Here is a 13,439-nt window from a genome sequence, read left to right as displayed (position 1 = left end):
CGGGGACTACCTTTCCGTTTCCGGGCCGGGAGCTTCGCGCCCCGGTGCCGCTCCGTCAACCCGCGAGAGATCCGGCATGGTCCAGCGGCGCTCCTTCGAAGGCCGGATCCGCCGAGCGCTGGTCCTCTTCTCCGTGCTCCCCTCGCTCGCGCTGCTGGCGGGCGGCACCTACGTCGTGCTGCGCACCGCCGCCCTCAGCGACTCGGTGGCGGCATGGGAGCGCGTGGGGGAGAGCGGCGGCTCGCTGATCCGCGCCGCGGAGGCTTCGCGCGACCCCGCGGTCGTCGCCGCGGCACGCACGCACCGCGCGGAGCTGGAGGCGTCGGTCACCAACGCGCGCCGCTGGGAGTGGGTGCTGCGCCGCGCGGTGGTGTGGATCGCGGTGGCCGGGGCTCTCGCGGGGCTGGTGCTGGCCGCCATGGCCGCGCGCGCGGCCCGGCGCATGGGGCGCCGCCTCTACCAGCCGGTGGAGGAGCTGGTGGGGTGGGCGGGGCTCGTCGCCTGCGGCCAGGCGCTCCCCGCCGACGACGAGGGGCGGCAGGGGAACGACGAGTTCGGAGTGCTGCGCGACGCCTTCCGCACCATGGCGCGCGAGCTGGACGAGGCCCGCGCCCGGGAGCTGGAGGCGGAGCGGATGCGGACCTGGGTGGCGATGGCGCGCCGCGTGGCGCACGAGCTCAAGAACCCGCTCACCCCCATCCGCTTCGCCCTGCGCACGCTGGAGCGCGGCGGCGCAGGCACCCCCGCCGAGCGCGAGGCGCTGGAGACGCTCGGCGAGGAGAGCGCGCGGCTGGAGGAGCTGGCCCGCTCCTTCGCCCAGTTCGGCCGCCTTCCCGAGGGGCCGCAGAGCGAGGTGGACCTGCGCGAGCTGCTGGAGTACCTCCTCCGCACCCACCTCCCCGCCGGCTCGGAGCCGCGGCTGCGCCTGCCGGTGGAGCTGCCGATGGTGCGCGGCCACTACGACGCCCTCAGCCGCGCCTTCGCCAACCTCCTCCTCAACGCCGGCGACGCGGTGGGCGCGGATGCGGCTCCCGGGTCGGTGCAGGTGGTGGCGCGCGCGGCCGAGGGGTGGGTGGAGGTGCGGGTGCTGGACGGCGGCCCCGGCATTCCGCCCGAGAACTTGGAGCGCATCTGGGAGCCTGACTTCACCACCAAGTCGCGCGGCACCGGGCTCGGCCTGGCGCTGGTGAAGCAGACGGTGCAGGCGCACGGCGGGCGCGTGGCCGCCCGCAACCGGCCGGAGGGCGGGGCGGAGTTCCGCGTCGTCCTTCCCCTGGCGCCCGACGCGGCGCTGGCGCACTCGGCGTGAGGAGACGATGACGCGCTTCATGAAGGAATCGCTGACCCGCGCCCTGTGCGCGGCTTTGTGGTGCATCCCCGGCGGGCTGTGGCTTGCCGCGCCGGCGGTGGCCGGGGAGCTGGACGACTCCTGGGTCATAGCCCTGCCGAACGACGGCCTCATCTGCGGGAACCGCGACCCGCTCGCCTACGAGCTGCGCCGCAGCCTGGCGCTGTCCGCGGCATTCGAGAGCGGCGAGTACACGGATTCGCTGGTCTCCATAGCAGCCAACCCCCGGATGAGCGCGAAGTCCCGCTCTCGCGCGCGTGAGCTGCTGGCCACCACGGGCCAGCCGCGCGCGCTGCGCTACCTCGCCGCGCATCCGCCCCCGCACGAGCTTCCGCCGATGGTCGTGCACCCGGCCCCCTGACCCCCGCCTCATGCAATCCGTCCTGATCGTAGACGACGAGCCCAACATCCGCCGGATGCTGGGCGCCCTGCTTCGCGCGGAGGGGTACGAGGTGCGCGAGGCGGGCTCGGGACGCAGCGCCCTGGCCGAGATCCGCAACGACGAGCCGGACGCCGTGGTGATGGACCTCTACATGCCCGACGCCACGGGGCTGGAGGTGCTTCCGGAGCTCAAAAAGGCCGCCCCCGACGTCCCGGTGCTCATGATGAGCGGCCGGGCCTCCCTTTCGGACGCGGTGAAGGCCACCAAGCTGGGCGCCTTTCACTTCGTGGAGAAGCCGCTCGCCCCGGAGGCCGTCCTCCTCTCGCTGCGCTCCGCCCTGGAGCTGCGCCACGCCAGGGCGACGAACCGCGCTCTCCGCGAAGAGCTCCGCTCGCGTGACGGGATGGTGGGGCGCGCTCCCGCCATCGAGCAGGTGCGCAGCGTCATCGAGCGCGTGGCGCCCACCGACGCGCGGGTGCTGATCACCGGCGAGAGCGGCACGGGAAAGGAGGTGGTGGCGAGCGCGGTGCACGAGCGCTCGGCGCGCCACACGGGGCCGCTGGTGCGCCTCAATTGCGCCGCCATCCCGCGCGACCTGGTGGAGAGCGAGATGTTCGGCCACGAAAAGGGCGCCTTCACCGGGGCCACGGAGCGGCGCCGTGGCCGCTTCGAGCTGGCGAGCGGGGGGACCCTCTTCCTGGACGAGATCGGCGACCTCAGCCTGGAGGCGCAGGCCAAGCTCCTCCGCGCCCTGGAAGGCGGCGAGGTGGAGCGGGTGGGCGGCCACGAGCCGATCAAGGTGGACGTGCGCATCCTGGCGGCCACCAACAAGGACCTGCGGGCGGAGGTGTCGGCGGGGCGCTTTCGGGAGGACCTCTTCTTCCGGCTGCACGTGATCCCCATCCACCTCCCCCCGCTGCGCGAACGGCGCGAGGACGTGCCGCTGCTGGCCGAGCACTTCCTCGCCCGCCACGCCGCCAACGGCCTGCGCCCGCCGCGCCTTCTTCCGGGCGCCATGGACGCGCTGGTGCGGCACCCGTGGCCCGGCAACGTGCGCGAGCTGGCGAACATCCTGGAGCGCCTCTCGATCCTCCACTCCGGCAGCGAGGTCGGCCCCGCCGAGATCCGCGTTCTCCTCGCGGGCGGCGCCCCCATCGCGGGCGATGCGGCCCCCGCCTACCTGGACGACGACGACCGCCCCCTCGCGGACCGCCTGGACGCCTACGAGCGCGACCTCCTGAACGGCGCCCTCGAGGCCGCCGCCGGCAGCGTCGCCGAAGCCGCCCGCCGCCTGCGCACGGACCGGGCGAATCTGTACCGGCGGATGCGGCGGTTGGGGATCGACCGATAAGTGCGTGAGTGCGTTAGTGCGTTAGTGCGTTAGTGCGTTAGTGCGTTAGTGCGTGACCGGAGGACAGTGGAGTTCAGGCACCCCTTTCATTGTCATCCTGAGTGAAGCGCTTCTCAGATCTCTCCCGTTGTGCGACCTTTGGCGCGTAGCGAAGGATCTACTGCGCGTGACGCGAGGCCTGCCGCTACCCACTGGCCTCCTGCCTCGCCGGCTAGATCCTTTGGTCGCCGCAGGGAGTAGTGCCTGCAATCGCCGACATCTCGTCCGGCGGCTCCCTCAGGATGACAAAAAGGGGTCGGGCGCACTCACGCACTCACGCACTAACGCACTTCAGTTCCTCGCGGAAGAGACACCTTCCCCTGCGTTCTGCGTCATTGTGACACACGTGCGGCGCGGGGTGAAATCGATAAGTGGCTGGGCACGAATGAGTTGCAAGGTTTCCGGCACGGGGCACGGCATCTGCTTTTGCGGAAGGTGCAAACGTGGGTCGTAGACCGGCCTTTTTCGATACTGGAGGTACCATGCGCAGCATCCTGGCGCTCGGCATTGCCGCGGCGCTGCTGGCCGCGATTCCCGCACGCGCGCAGCAAGACACCGTTCCGCAGGAGATCGCCGAAGCCCGCCTTCCGGCCGACGTCGCGGAACGGGTGACCGCCTTCTTCAACGACGCCCGCACCCTCCACTTCAACGGCCGCACCCGAATCCCGGTGGACGGGACGGTGTCGGGGCCCGTGGCGGTGCTCGACGGCCCGTTCTCCGTGGCGGGGCGTGTCGAGGGCGACGTGGTGGTCATCAACGGCGACCTGGAGTTCCTTCCCGGAGCCGTGGTCGCCGGGAGCGTGACCGTGGTCGGCGGCCGGATCACCGGCGCGGACAGCGCGCGCGTGCAGGGGGAGACGAACGCCTACTCCGCGCCGCTGGAGTACGTGAAGGAAGGCGAGCGCCTCGTCCTCCAGGAACCGGAGACGGTGGGCGACTCCACGGGCGAGGGCACGACGCTGCGCCCCCGCCGCGGCAGGACGCGCCTGGTGCTGGCCACCGAGGGGAGCTACAACCGCGTGGAGGGGCTTCCGATCACCTTCGGGCCGGTGGTGGAGACGCCGGGACGAAATCCGTTCCGGCTCCGCGCGCGCGGCATCTTTCGCACCGAAGCCGAGGGACCGTACGGCGCCGAGCGCTGGGGCGGCGACGTGCTGGCGGAGCAGTTCCTGGGCGGCACGGGCCTATTTCGCATCGGCGGCGGGGTGAGGTCGGTCGTGTCGCCCATCGAGGGGTGGCACCTCAGCAACGTGGAGAACAGCCTCTCCACCTTTGTGTTCCACCGCGACTACCGCGACTACTACGAGCGGCAGGGGTACAGCGTCTTCGCGGCGGTGGGCCCGCGGCGCTCCCCCTTCTCGGCCATGCTGGAGTATCGCGCCGAGCGCCACCTTCCGCTCGCCGCGGGCAACCCGTGGACGATCTTCAACAACAACGACTCCTGGCGGCTGCAGCCCTACTCCGCCCGCGGCGACCTCAACTCGATTCTCGCCAGCGTGAAGTGGGATGGGCGCAGCGACCCCGTCGACCCGTCCACCGGCTGGTACTTCGAGACGGAGCTGGAGCGCGCGGTCCGCAGCACCCTTCGCCAGCCCGAGCTCGTCTCCGTCGCCGTCGGCGGCGACGACCCCGTCGGCACCGTGCGGCCGGAGCGGCACTACGGGCTGTTCACGCACGGGCTGGTGGACCTGCGGCGCTACAACCGCATCAGCCCCACGGCCCGGCTCAACCTGCGCGCCATGGCCGCCGGCGGCATCGGCGACGAGTTCCTTCCGCCACAGCGGCAGCACGCGCTGGGCGGTGAGGCGTCGCTCCCCGGCTTCAACCTGCTCTCGCTGGACTGCGCCGCGCGTGGCGAGGTGGTGCGCGTGCCCTCCGACCCCACCCAGAACCCCGCGCCGCGCGCCTTCTACGGCGGCTACGGGTGCGACCGGGTGGTGCTGGTGCAGGCCGAGTACCGCGGCAACGTCGACCTCCACATCAACGTCGGCCGCCCGGACGGCGAGCGCGAGGACGACGGCGTGCGCCGCGTGAGCGCCGAGTGGGACGGCACGCTCGGGTGGAGCCTTTTCGCCGACGCGGCGAGCGGGTGGGGAAAGGCGCCGTGGGGCGGCGTGCAGCAGGACGCGTTCGACATCGGGGCCGGCGTCCTCCTGGGCCGGCTGGGCGTGTACGCGGCCGTGCCGGTCGCCAGCGACGGCCGCTTCGTGCGGGCGAGCCGCGGGCCCAACATCTTCGTCCGGCTGAACTCGCGCTTTTGACTTCGTTCCTCCGCCGGGTCCTTCCCGCGCTCCTCCTGATGCTGGGGGCGCTCGCGGATCCCGCACCGCTCCACGCGCAGCGGACGCTGGTGTTGGGCGTGGCGGGTCCGGCGCAGCAGTGGCGGCCCGTGGTGCGCGTGAACGGCGCCCTGCGCGACCGCGCCCTCCGCGACGCGCTCGCCTCGGGTCTCCCCATCCGCCTGCACCTGCGCGTGGAGCTCTGGCGCAAGGACGTGCTGGACCAGCTCGAAGGCGCGCAGGAGGTCTCGCTCGCCGTCCTCCGCAGCGCCCTCGACGAGGGCTACGTGCTGGAGGACGGCCGCGTGCAGCGCACCCTCCCCTCGATGGGCGCCGTGGAGGCCGCGCTGCAGGTGGCCTTCGCCCCCACGCTGCACCCGCGCAAGCGCGGCCGCTTCTACTACCTGGCCACCCTGGACGTCGAAACCCTCTCCCTCTCCGACCTGGACGACCTGCGCCGCTGGCTCCGCGGCGAAGCTCGCCCGGCCGTCGAGGGCGAGAAGCCCGTGGGTCGCGTGGTGCAGCGCGGGGTGCGCCGCATCTTCGTGCGCATGCTGGGGCTGCCGGCGCGGCAGTGGAGGGCGCGGAGCGGGGGGTTCGGGGTGTGAAGGGAGGCCCTCACCCCCGCTCGTTCCTCGCTGCCCCCTCTCCCGATAACAGGAGAGGGCTGCGCCCTCGCCGTTCTCGAGAGAGGGGGCGGAAATCCGGGCCCCCTCCCCCCGGCCCCCTCCCCCGCCTGCGGGGGCGCAGGGCGGGCGAGGGGGAGAACTACCCTGCGGCTCACGCGGATCTCGTACTGGCTGCGCTTAAACGCGCGCACACCAGACCGCTTCAGCGGTCTTCCCGTAGTTCCAGCCGGGGGCTTTAGCCCCCGGTGATCGCCCCCGGTGATCGCCCCCGGTGATCGCCCCCGGCCGGCCACGGCGTCCGCCCCCACACCAACCCCGCCCCGACAAGCCTGCGAAGGCAGGCTTCCCGCGGTTGTTGCAGCGGTTTCAACCGCCGGACCCTAGCCGCCCGAACAACGGGGCTCCCTCCATCCTCGGAAGGAGCCCCGCCGCCTTTCATCCGCCGTCGTTCATCAACCAGCCGCCTTCATCCAACCACCAACCCGCGCACCTCACACCGACGCGTACATCTCGATCGGCGGGCAGGAGCAGACCAGGTTGCGGTCGCCGGCGGCGTTGTTCACGCGGGCCACGTGCGGCCAGAACTTCCGCTCGCGGCTCCAGGGGGCGGGGAAGCCCGCCTGCTCGCGCGAGTAGGGGTGCGACCACTCGTCGGCCATCACCGCGCCCATGGTGTGCGGCGCGTTCTTGAGCGGGTTGTCGCGGCGGTCCGCGATGCCGAGCTCAACCGCGCGGATCTCCTCGCGGATGGAGATCATCGCCTCGCAGAAGCGGTCCAGCTCCGAAAGCGCCTCGCTCTCCGTGGGCTCGATCATCATCGTCCCGGCCACGGGGAAGGAGACGGTGGGGGCGTGGAAGCCGTAGTCCATCAGGCGCTTGGCCACGTCCTCCACCTCGATCCCCGCGCTCTGCTTGAGCTGGCGAAGATCCACGATGCACTCGTGCGCCACCGTCCCGTTGGCGCCGCGGTAGAGCACCGGGTAGTGCTCCTGCAGACGGTGCGCGATGTAGTTGGCGTTCAGGATCGCCACGCGCGTAGCCTGCGTCAGCCCCTCGGCGCCCATCAGGTTGATGTACATCCACGAGATGGGGAGGATGCTGGGGCTCCCCCACGGGCCCGCCGAGACCGCGCCGTGCTCGCGCCCGTCCACCGGGATCACGGGATGGCCGGGGAGGAAGGGGGCCAGGTGCTCCCCCACGCAGATCGGCCCCATCCCCGGGCCGCCGCCGCCGTGCGGGATGCAGAACGTCTTGTGCAGGTTCAGGTGGCACACGTCCGCGCCGAAGTCGCCCGGGCGGCAGAGGCCCACCTGCGCGTTCATGTTGGCGCCGTCCATGTAGACCTGCCCGCCGTGCCGGTGCACGATGTCGCATATCTCACGGATCTCCACCTCGAAGACGCCGTGCGTGGATGGGTAGGTCACCATGAGCGCCGCCAGGTTGTCCGCGTACTGCTCGGCCTTGGCGCGCAGGTCGTCCACGTCCACGTTGCCGCGCGCGTCGGTGCCGGTCACGACCACCTTCATCCCCGCCATGACCGCGCTGGCCGGGTTAGTGCCGTGCGCGGAGCCCGGGATCAGGCAGACGTTGCGGTGCGCCTCGCCGCGGGCCTCGTGGTACGCGCGGATGCAGAGGAGGCCGGCGTACTCGCCCTGGCTCCCCGCGTTGGGCTGCAGCGACACCGCCGCGAAGCCCGTGATCTCCGCCAGCTCCTCCTCGAGCTGCCGGAAGAGCTCGCGGTAGCCGATCGTCTGCTCGGCGGGGGCGAAGGGGTGGATACGGTTCACTTCCGGCCAGCTCACCGGGAACATCTCGGAGGTGGAGTTGAGCTTCATAGTGCACGACCCCAGCGGGATCATGGAGTGCGTCAGCGACAGGTCGCGCGACTCCAGCCGCCGGATGTAGCGCAGCATCTCCGTCTCGCTGCGGTAGCGGTTGAAGACCGGGTGCTCCAGGTACGGACTGGTGCGCGCCAGCGGCATCGTCTCATCCTCCAGCCCGTCCGCGATCTCACGGGCGGTGAAGGAGACCGGCGAGCCGCGGTTCAGGGAGATGAGGATCGTCTCCAGCTCCTCCTCGCCCGTCGTCTCGTCCAGCGCGATGCAGATGGAGGTCTCGCCGAAGGGGCGCAGGTTGATGGAGCGGTCGCGCGCGGCGGCCAGGATGGTCGACTGGCGCGAGCCCACCTCGATGCGCACCGTGTCGAAGAAGTTCTCGTGCACCACCTTGTAGCCCAGCCGGCGCGCGCCCTCGGCCACCACGCGGGCCAGCGAGTGCACGCGCGCGGCGATGGCGCGGATGCCCTCCGGGCCGTGGTAGACGGCGTACATTCCGGCCATCACCGCCAGCAGCACCTGCGCCGTGCAGATGTTGGAGGTGGCCTTTTCGCGGCGGATGTGCTGCTCGCGCGTCTGCAGCGCCATGCGCAGCGCGGGCTTCCCCTCCGCGTCCGTGGAGACGCCGATGATGCGGCCGGGGATCTGGCGCTTGAGCTCGTCGCGGCAGGCGAAGTAGCCCGCGTGCGGCCCGCCGAAGCCCAGCGGCACGCCGAAGCGCTGCGTAGTCCCCACCACCATGTCCGCGCCCCATTCCCCCGGCGGGGTGAGCAGCGCCAGCGCGAGAAGGTCGGCGGAGACGATGACGGCCGCGCCCTCCTCGCGGGCGCGCTGGACGAAGGCGCCGTAGTCGATCACGGCCCCGTCGGTCGCGGGGTACTGGAGGAGGAAGCCGAAGACGGGTGTCTTGAAGTCGAACTTCTCCGGGTCGCCCACCACCACATCGATGTCGCGGGCGGCGGCGCGGGTGCGGACCACGTCGACCGTCTGCGGGTGGCAGTGCTCGGAGACGAAGAAGGTGTTCCGCTCCGCGCTGCCGCCCATCCCGTACGCCATCGCCATCGCCTCGGCGGCGGCGGTGCCCTCGTCCAGCAGCGACGCGTTGGCGACGGGGAGGCCGGTCAGGTCCACCACCATTGTCTGGAAGTTGAGGAGCGCCTCCAGGCGGCCCTGCGCGATCTCGGCCTGGTACGGCGTGTACTGCGTGTACCAGCCCGGGTTCTCCAGGATGTTGCGCTGGATCACCGGCGGCACGATGCAGTCGTGGTACCCCATCCCCAGGAAGGAACGGAAGACCTTGTTGGCTGACATCATCTCCCGCAGCTCGGAGAGGAGCTCGTACTCGCTGCGCTCCGGCCCCAGCTTCAGGGGACGATCCAGGCGGATGGACGCCGGCACCGTGTCGTCGATCAGCGCGTCCAGCGACGGGTAGCCGAGCGTCTCCAGCATCTCCCCGATCTCGCCCTCGTCCGGGCCGATGTGGCGGCGGACGAAGGTGTCCGTGTGGGCAAAGACCGATCTATTCACGGTGCATCTCCAATTGGCGGCGTACTGTTGGGAAGGGCGAAAATTTAGCCCGGCCGTCAAGGCGCCGCAAACCGCGCCGCCCGTTTTCGTCACGCGGCGCGTAGCACGCGCGTTGTGAAGGCGTCCCGTACACCACACCCCGCCACAGGAGCCCCTCCATGCGCCGCGCCCTCCTTCTGCTGGCCGCGCTCCTCGCCGCCTCCCCCGCGGCCGCCACCCCGCCGGACGCCGAGACAGCGCGCATCCGGGCCCACCTCCTGGGCGCCGAGCGGGAGATGGAGTCGCACGACGTGTCGCGCCTCGCCGCGCCGCAGCGGGAGGCGCGCGGGCGTGCCCTGGCCGCGCTGCGCCGCTACCGCCTGGCGGGCCGCTTCCCGCACAACCACCGGGTTCCCGGCGCGCGCGTCCCCGTCTTCGTGGACGAGCACGGCACCCCGTGCGCCATGGCGTACCTGATCGCCGAGTCGGGGAACGTGGCGCTCGTACGGCGCATCGCCGCCACCCGCAACCTCGCCCTCATCCGCCAGCTCGCCGACGACCCGGAGCTGGTCGCCTGGTTGCGCGCCAACGGGATGACCGCCGCCGAGGCCGCCCGCGTGCAGCCGACGTACGGGCCGGACGATCCGGAACCGACCTCGGACGAGTTCATGTGGGCGTACCACGTCGCGACCGGCGCGTCGACGCTCTCCAACGCGGGCCTGATGTACATGAGTCTGCAGCGCGAGTCGCGCATGTGGAGCGGGCTGGCCATCGCGGGCGGCGCGCTCCAGACGGCGATCGGCATCGGCGGATTGGGCGAGGTATCGGCGCGGCCGTACGGCATCTTCAACACGGGCTTCGGCGCCGCGACGACGCTGATCGGCGCCTACACGCTCCTTCGCCCGGAGGCCGCACCCGCCCTCACCCGGAGCGTGCGCCTCGCCCCCGGCCACCACGCCCTCCTCGCCGCCGCCCCCCTCGCCACTTCGGACGGCGCCGTGGGCATGACCGCGACTCTGCGCTTCTGACAGCGCCAACTGCAATCTCACGCGGAGACGCGGAGACGCAGAGAGAAGAGAAAACAACAAAGAAACGGAGGCACAGAGGAAAACGCTCCTCTGTGCCTCCGTTGTCTCTGTGTGAGCCTTTCCTCTGCGGCTCCGCGTCTCCGCGTGAGCCCTGCCGTTAGGGCGCCCCGGACCGCGCCTGGAACACGAGCTCATTGAGGGGAACCGCCGCCGCGAACGGCTCGTACAGCGCCTCCGTCAGCCGCGCGTCCGCGATGCCAAAGCCGAACAGGGCGAGGGCCGCGCACTCGATCGCCGTGCCCAGGTCCTCGAGGGTGGCCTCGTCCAGAGCCCACGCATCGGCCCACGCGTCCGCGGCGTGGAGGGCGCGCTGGCAGGCGGGATCGTCCTCCGCGTCGGGGAAGATCTCGGTCACGCCGTGCGACACGAGCGACGCGGCCTCCTCGAAGAGCGGCGTGACGGCGATGTCGCGGAAGCGGGCGAGCACGCTGCGCCAGCCTTCGTCGCCCATGGTCTCCATGTGGCGGGCGAAGTGCGCCACCAGCCAGCGGTTGCGGTCCAGCATCACGGCGGGCGGGGGCGGCGCCTCGTCGCCCACGTGGCCACAACCGGCCAGGCCGTGCCACGCGTCGGCTAGCCAGTCCAGGAGCCGCTCCGCCGTCATCGTCTCGGGGGAGCGGTTCGGGCAGGTGGGGTCGTCGCAGTCGCACTCGGTCCCCTTGAGGAGGTCGAACGCGTTGCCGAAGCTCACCAGCGCCTTCCGCAGGTCGCTGATGGCACGGTTGCGGGCATCGGTCTCGGGGCGCCGGGCGGCACCGGGAAAGCTCATCATGGTTCACACACGGGTGGGGTGCGGCGGACGACGGCCCGCCGCGCACATTCCCCGGTACGTCGCAGAGCCGCCGGTGTTCCCCTGGGCACGCTTGCCGGGGCCGGGGAGGGCGCGTATCGTGTTCCCCCGGCCGGCAACCCTCCTTATTCCAGGCACGAGGAACGCGCGATGGCGAACGTCCCGCAGGATCTGCGATACACCGAGAAGCACGAGTACGTGAAGGCCGCGGGCGAGGGCGTGTACGCCGTGGGGATCACCGACTACGCGCAGGGCGAGCTGGGCGACATCGTCTTCGTGGAGCTCCCCGCCGCCGGAACGCGCCTCCAGGCGATGCAGACCTTCGGCACCATCGAGGCCGTCAAGGCCGTCTCCGACCTCTACTCCCCCATCTCGGGCGAGGTGGTGGAGTCGAACGGCGCCCTCGACGCCGACCCCGCCGCCGTGAACAACGACCCCTACGGCGCCGGCTGGATGATCAAGGTCCGCGCCGACGACCCGTCGGAGGTCGAGCGGCTGCTGGACGCGGCGGCGTACGAGAAGCTGATCGGATGAACGACAGTGCGTGAGTGCGTTAGTGCGTAAGTGCGTTTCGATCCAGCGCACTGACGCACTCACGCACTAACGCACTTCTTTTCCCCGGAGACTCGCATGGCTCGACTCACCTGGCACGGCCACTCCTGCTTCACCCTGGAGACCGGCGACGGCACGCGGATCATGTTCGATCCGTGGCTCGATCAGAACCCCGTGGCCGACATCAAGACGGACGCGGTGGAGCGGCTGGACTACATCCTGGTGTCGCACGGGCACTTCGACCACTTCGCCGACTGCGTGAAGCTGGCGAAGAAGACGGGAGCGACCGTCGTCTCCACCTTTGAGCTGGTCGCCTTCTGCCAGAAGCAGGGGGTGGAGAACGGGCACGGGATGAACATCGGCGGAGGGCACCAGTTCCCCTTTGGCCGCGTCAAGCTGACCCCCGCCCTGCACACCGGCAGCATCGACGGCGACGAGGAAGGCGCCTTCACCACCGACTGCGCCGGATTTCTGCTCACGCTGGCGGACGGGCGGCGCCTCTACCACGCCGGCGACACGGCGCTGATCACGGACATGCAGCTCCTTCGCGGCCAGGTGGACGTCGCGCTCCTCCCCATCGGCGACAACTACACGATGGGCCCGGAAGACGCCGCCCGCGCCGTGGAGTTCATCCAGCCCTCCACCGTCATCCCGATGCACTACGACACCTTCGACCTGATCCGCCAGGACCCGGAGGAGTTCCGACGCCTCGTGGGCGGTCTCGCGCGGGTCGAGGTGATGAAGCCGGGGACATCGCTCGAACTGTGACTTCGACCGCTGGCTGATTTCGAGGGGGGGCGTCCTAAAGGGGCGCCCCCGCATCGTTTTAGGCCAACCGCGGATCGACTTTTGCGGGCCCGATTGTGGGGCGCGGAGGGTGTGGTTAGCGTGGTTCATGCCGCCCTCCGTGTACATCGAAACGAGCATCGTCAGCTACCTGGTCGCGCGCCCCAGCCGCGACCCCACGATGGCCGAGCGCCAGCGCCAGACCCGCGACTGGTGGGAGAACCATCGCGGGGAGTATCAGTTGTTTACTTCGGAGACTACCATTGAGGAATGCCGCCTCGGGGAGGCTTTTATGGCGCGTAGGCGTGTAGTGGCGCTTGCGGGGATACCAATCATTCCGGCGTACAGCGGGATCGCGGCTCTTGCTGAGGCCTTGGTCGCACGCGGACCGTTGCCGGTCAAGGCCAAAACTGATGCATTCCACATCGCTGCCGCAGCGATGGAGAGGATTGCTTACCTCCTGACCTGGGACTGCCGGCATATCGCGAACCCGCGCATGTATCGAAGATGCGAGACGATATGCCACGACTACGGAGCCGAACTTCCGATTTTGTGTACACCTGACATACTGCTGAGGAGTGGATGAAATGTCAGAGAACAAACCCCTGAACGTGAACGATCCGGATCACGTCGATGAAGTCATGGAGGAGTTGTGGCAGATCAGGCGGGAGCTGTCCGACAGGTTCAACGGAGACATGAAAGCAATGGGGCGATACTTCCAGGAGCAGCAGCGCTTGCACCCCGAGCGCGTGTATACCGCCTCAACGCAGGATCTGAAGACGAAGGGCCCGGCCTCAGAGCCCGACGCAGCCTGAGACTCAACTTCGTTCCGAAGCCCCGCGACCACCGAGCCG

12 protein-coding genes are annotated in these 13,439 nt (G+C 70.6%); 10 read left to right on the top strand and 2 right to left on the bottom strand.

Going from position 1 to position 13,439, the window contains the following annotated elements; all coding sequences use genetic code 11:
* The first annotated feature begins 76 nt into the window (after positions 1 to 76).
* The 5 genes from VF647_13215 (at position 77) to VF647_13195 (ending at position 6,007) form a co-directional block, all read left to right on the top strand.
* On the top strand, positions 77 to 1,309 hold the full coding sequence (locus VF647_13215) for a HAMP domain-containing sensor histidine kinase (protein HEX8453055.1): 1,233 nt from the start codon (positions 77 to 79) through the stop codon (positions 1,307 to 1,309).
* A gap of 7 nt (positions 1,310 to 1,316) precedes the next feature.
* Positions 1,317 to 1,709 (top strand): hypothetical protein, encoded by a 393-nt coding sequence (locus tag VF647_13210; GenBank protein ID HEX8453054.1) that lies wholly within the window; start codon positions 1,317 to 1,319, stop codon positions 1,707 to 1,709.
* A 10-nt stretch (positions 1,710 to 1,719) separates the two neighbouring features.
* Positions 1,720 to 3,081 carry a sigma-54 dependent transcriptional regulator gene (locus VF647_13205; protein ID HEX8453053.1) on the top strand — a complete coding sequence of 454 codons (1,362 nt, stop codon included), beginning with the start codon at positions 1,720 to 1,722 and terminating at the stop codon, positions 3,079 to 3,081.
* Positions 3,082 to 3,602: 521 nt separating this feature from the next.
* A complete protein-coding gene (locus VF647_13200) occupies positions 3,603 to 5,381 on the top strand; it encodes a polymer-forming cytoskeletal protein (GenBank protein ID HEX8453052.1) in 1,779 nt (592 codons plus the stop codon).
* A complete protein-coding gene (locus VF647_13195) occupies positions 5,378 to 6,007 on the top strand; it encodes a hypothetical protein (GenBank protein ID HEX8453051.1) in 630 nt (209 codons plus the stop codon). The genes VF647_13200 and VF647_13195 overlap by 4 nt, the downstream gene beginning before the upstream one ends.
* A gap of 512 nt (positions 6,008 to 6,519) precedes the next feature.
* On the opposite strand, the gene gcvP is transcribed toward VF647_13195, so the two are convergent.
* Positions 6,520 to 9,390, bottom strand: coding sequence for an aminomethyl-transferring glycine dehydrogenase (gene gcvP, locus VF647_13190; protein HEX8453050.1), 2,871 nt, complete (start codon positions 9,388 to 9,390; stop codon positions 6,520 to 6,522).
* Positions 9,391 to 9,548: 158 nt separating this feature from the next.
* Here gcvP and VF647_13185 point away from each other — a divergent pair, with 158 nt between their 5' ends.
* Positions 9,549 to 10,397 carry a hypothetical protein gene (locus VF647_13185; GenBank protein HEX8453049.1) on the top strand — a complete coding sequence of 283 codons (849 nt, stop codon included), beginning with the start codon at positions 9,549 to 9,551 and terminating at the stop codon, positions 10,395 to 10,397.
* A gap of 157 nt (positions 10,398 to 10,554) precedes the next feature.
* Here the strand turns inward: VF647_13185 and VF647_13180 are convergent, their stop codons facing one another.
* Complete coding sequence (locus VF647_13180; protein HEX8453048.1) at positions 10,555 to 11,229, bottom strand: hypothetical protein; 675 nt, start codon at positions 11,227 to 11,229, stop codon at positions 10,555 to 10,557.
* Between the two features lie 168 nt (positions 11,230 to 11,397).
* Between VF647_13180 and gcvH the strand changes: the two genes are divergently transcribed.
* The 4 genes from gcvH (at position 11,398) to VF647_13160 (ending at position 13,400) form a co-directional block, all read left to right on the top strand.
* Positions 11,398 to 11,781 (top strand): glycine cleavage system protein GcvH, encoded by a 384-nt coding sequence (gene gcvH, locus VF647_13175; GenBank protein ID HEX8453047.1) that lies wholly within the window; start codon positions 11,398 to 11,400, stop codon positions 11,779 to 11,781.
* 96 nt (positions 11,782 to 11,877) lie between these two features.
* A complete protein-coding gene (locus VF647_13170) occupies positions 11,878 to 12,567 on the top strand; it encodes a metal-dependent hydrolase (GenBank protein ID HEX8453046.1) in 690 nt (229 codons plus the stop codon).
* Between the two features lie 199 nt (positions 12,568 to 12,766).
* Positions 12,767 to 13,171, top strand: a complete 405-nt coding sequence (locus tag VF647_13165) for a type II toxin-antitoxin system VapC family toxin (protein HEX8453045.1) — start codon at positions 12,767 to 12,769, stop codon at positions 13,169 to 13,171.
* A gap of 1 nt (position 13,172) precedes the next feature.
* A complete protein-coding gene (locus tag VF647_13160) occupies positions 13,173 to 13,400 on the top strand; it encodes a hypothetical protein (protein HEX8453044.1) in 228 nt (75 codons plus the stop codon).
* The last annotated feature ends 39 nt before the right edge of the window (positions 13,401 to 13,439 follow it).

The organism is Longimicrobium sp., from assembly GCA_036387335.1.
Classification (GTDB): Bacteria; Gemmatimonadota; Gemmatimonadetes; order Longimicrobiales; family Longimicrobiaceae; genus Longimicrobium.
Note: the sequence above shows the minus strand (reverse complement) of the source record. Positions and strands in the feature narration are given on the sequence as shown.

What these genes read in the sequence shown, in the direction of transcription:
- VF647_13215 (HEX8453055.1), top strand. Translation starts at nt 77, where the DNA reads ATGGTCCAGCGGCGCTCCTTCGAAGGCCGGATCCGCCGAGCGCTGGTC.
- VF647_13210 (HEX8453054.1), top strand. Translation starts at nt 1,317, where the DNA reads ATGACGCGCTTCATGAAGGAATCGCTGACCCGCGCCCTGTGCGCGGCT.
- VF647_13205 (HEX8453053.1), top strand. Translation starts at nt 1,720, where the DNA reads ATGCAATCCGTCCTGATCGTAGACGACGAGCCCAACATCCGCCGGATG.
- VF647_13200 (HEX8453052.1), top strand. Translation starts at nt 3,603, where the DNA reads ATGCGCAGCATCCTGGCGCTCGGCATTGCCGCGGCGCTGCTGGCCGCG.
- VF647_13185 (HEX8453049.1), top strand. Translation starts at nt 9,549, where the DNA reads ATGCGCCGCGCCCTCCTTCTGCTGGCCGCGCTCCTCGCCGCCTCCCCC.
- VF647_13180 (HEX8453048.1), bottom strand. Translation starts at nt 11,229, where the DNA reads ATGATGAGCTTTCCCGGTGCCGCCCGGCGCCCCGAGACCGATGCCCGC.
- gcvH (HEX8453047.1), top strand. Translation starts at nt 11,398, where the DNA reads ATGGCGAACGTCCCGCAGGATCTGCGATACACCGAGAAGCACGAGTAC.
- VF647_13170 (HEX8453046.1), top strand. Translation starts at nt 11,878, where the DNA reads ATGGCTCGACTCACCTGGCACGGCCACTCCTGCTTCACCCTGGAGACC.
- VF647_13165 (HEX8453045.1), top strand. Translation starts at nt 12,767, where the DNA reads ATGGCCGAGCGCCAGCGCCAGACCCGCGACTGGTGGGAGAACCATCGC.
- VF647_13160 (HEX8453044.1), top strand. Translation starts at nt 13,173, where the DNA reads ATGTCAGAGAACAAACCCCTGAACGTGAACGATCCGGATCACGTCGAT.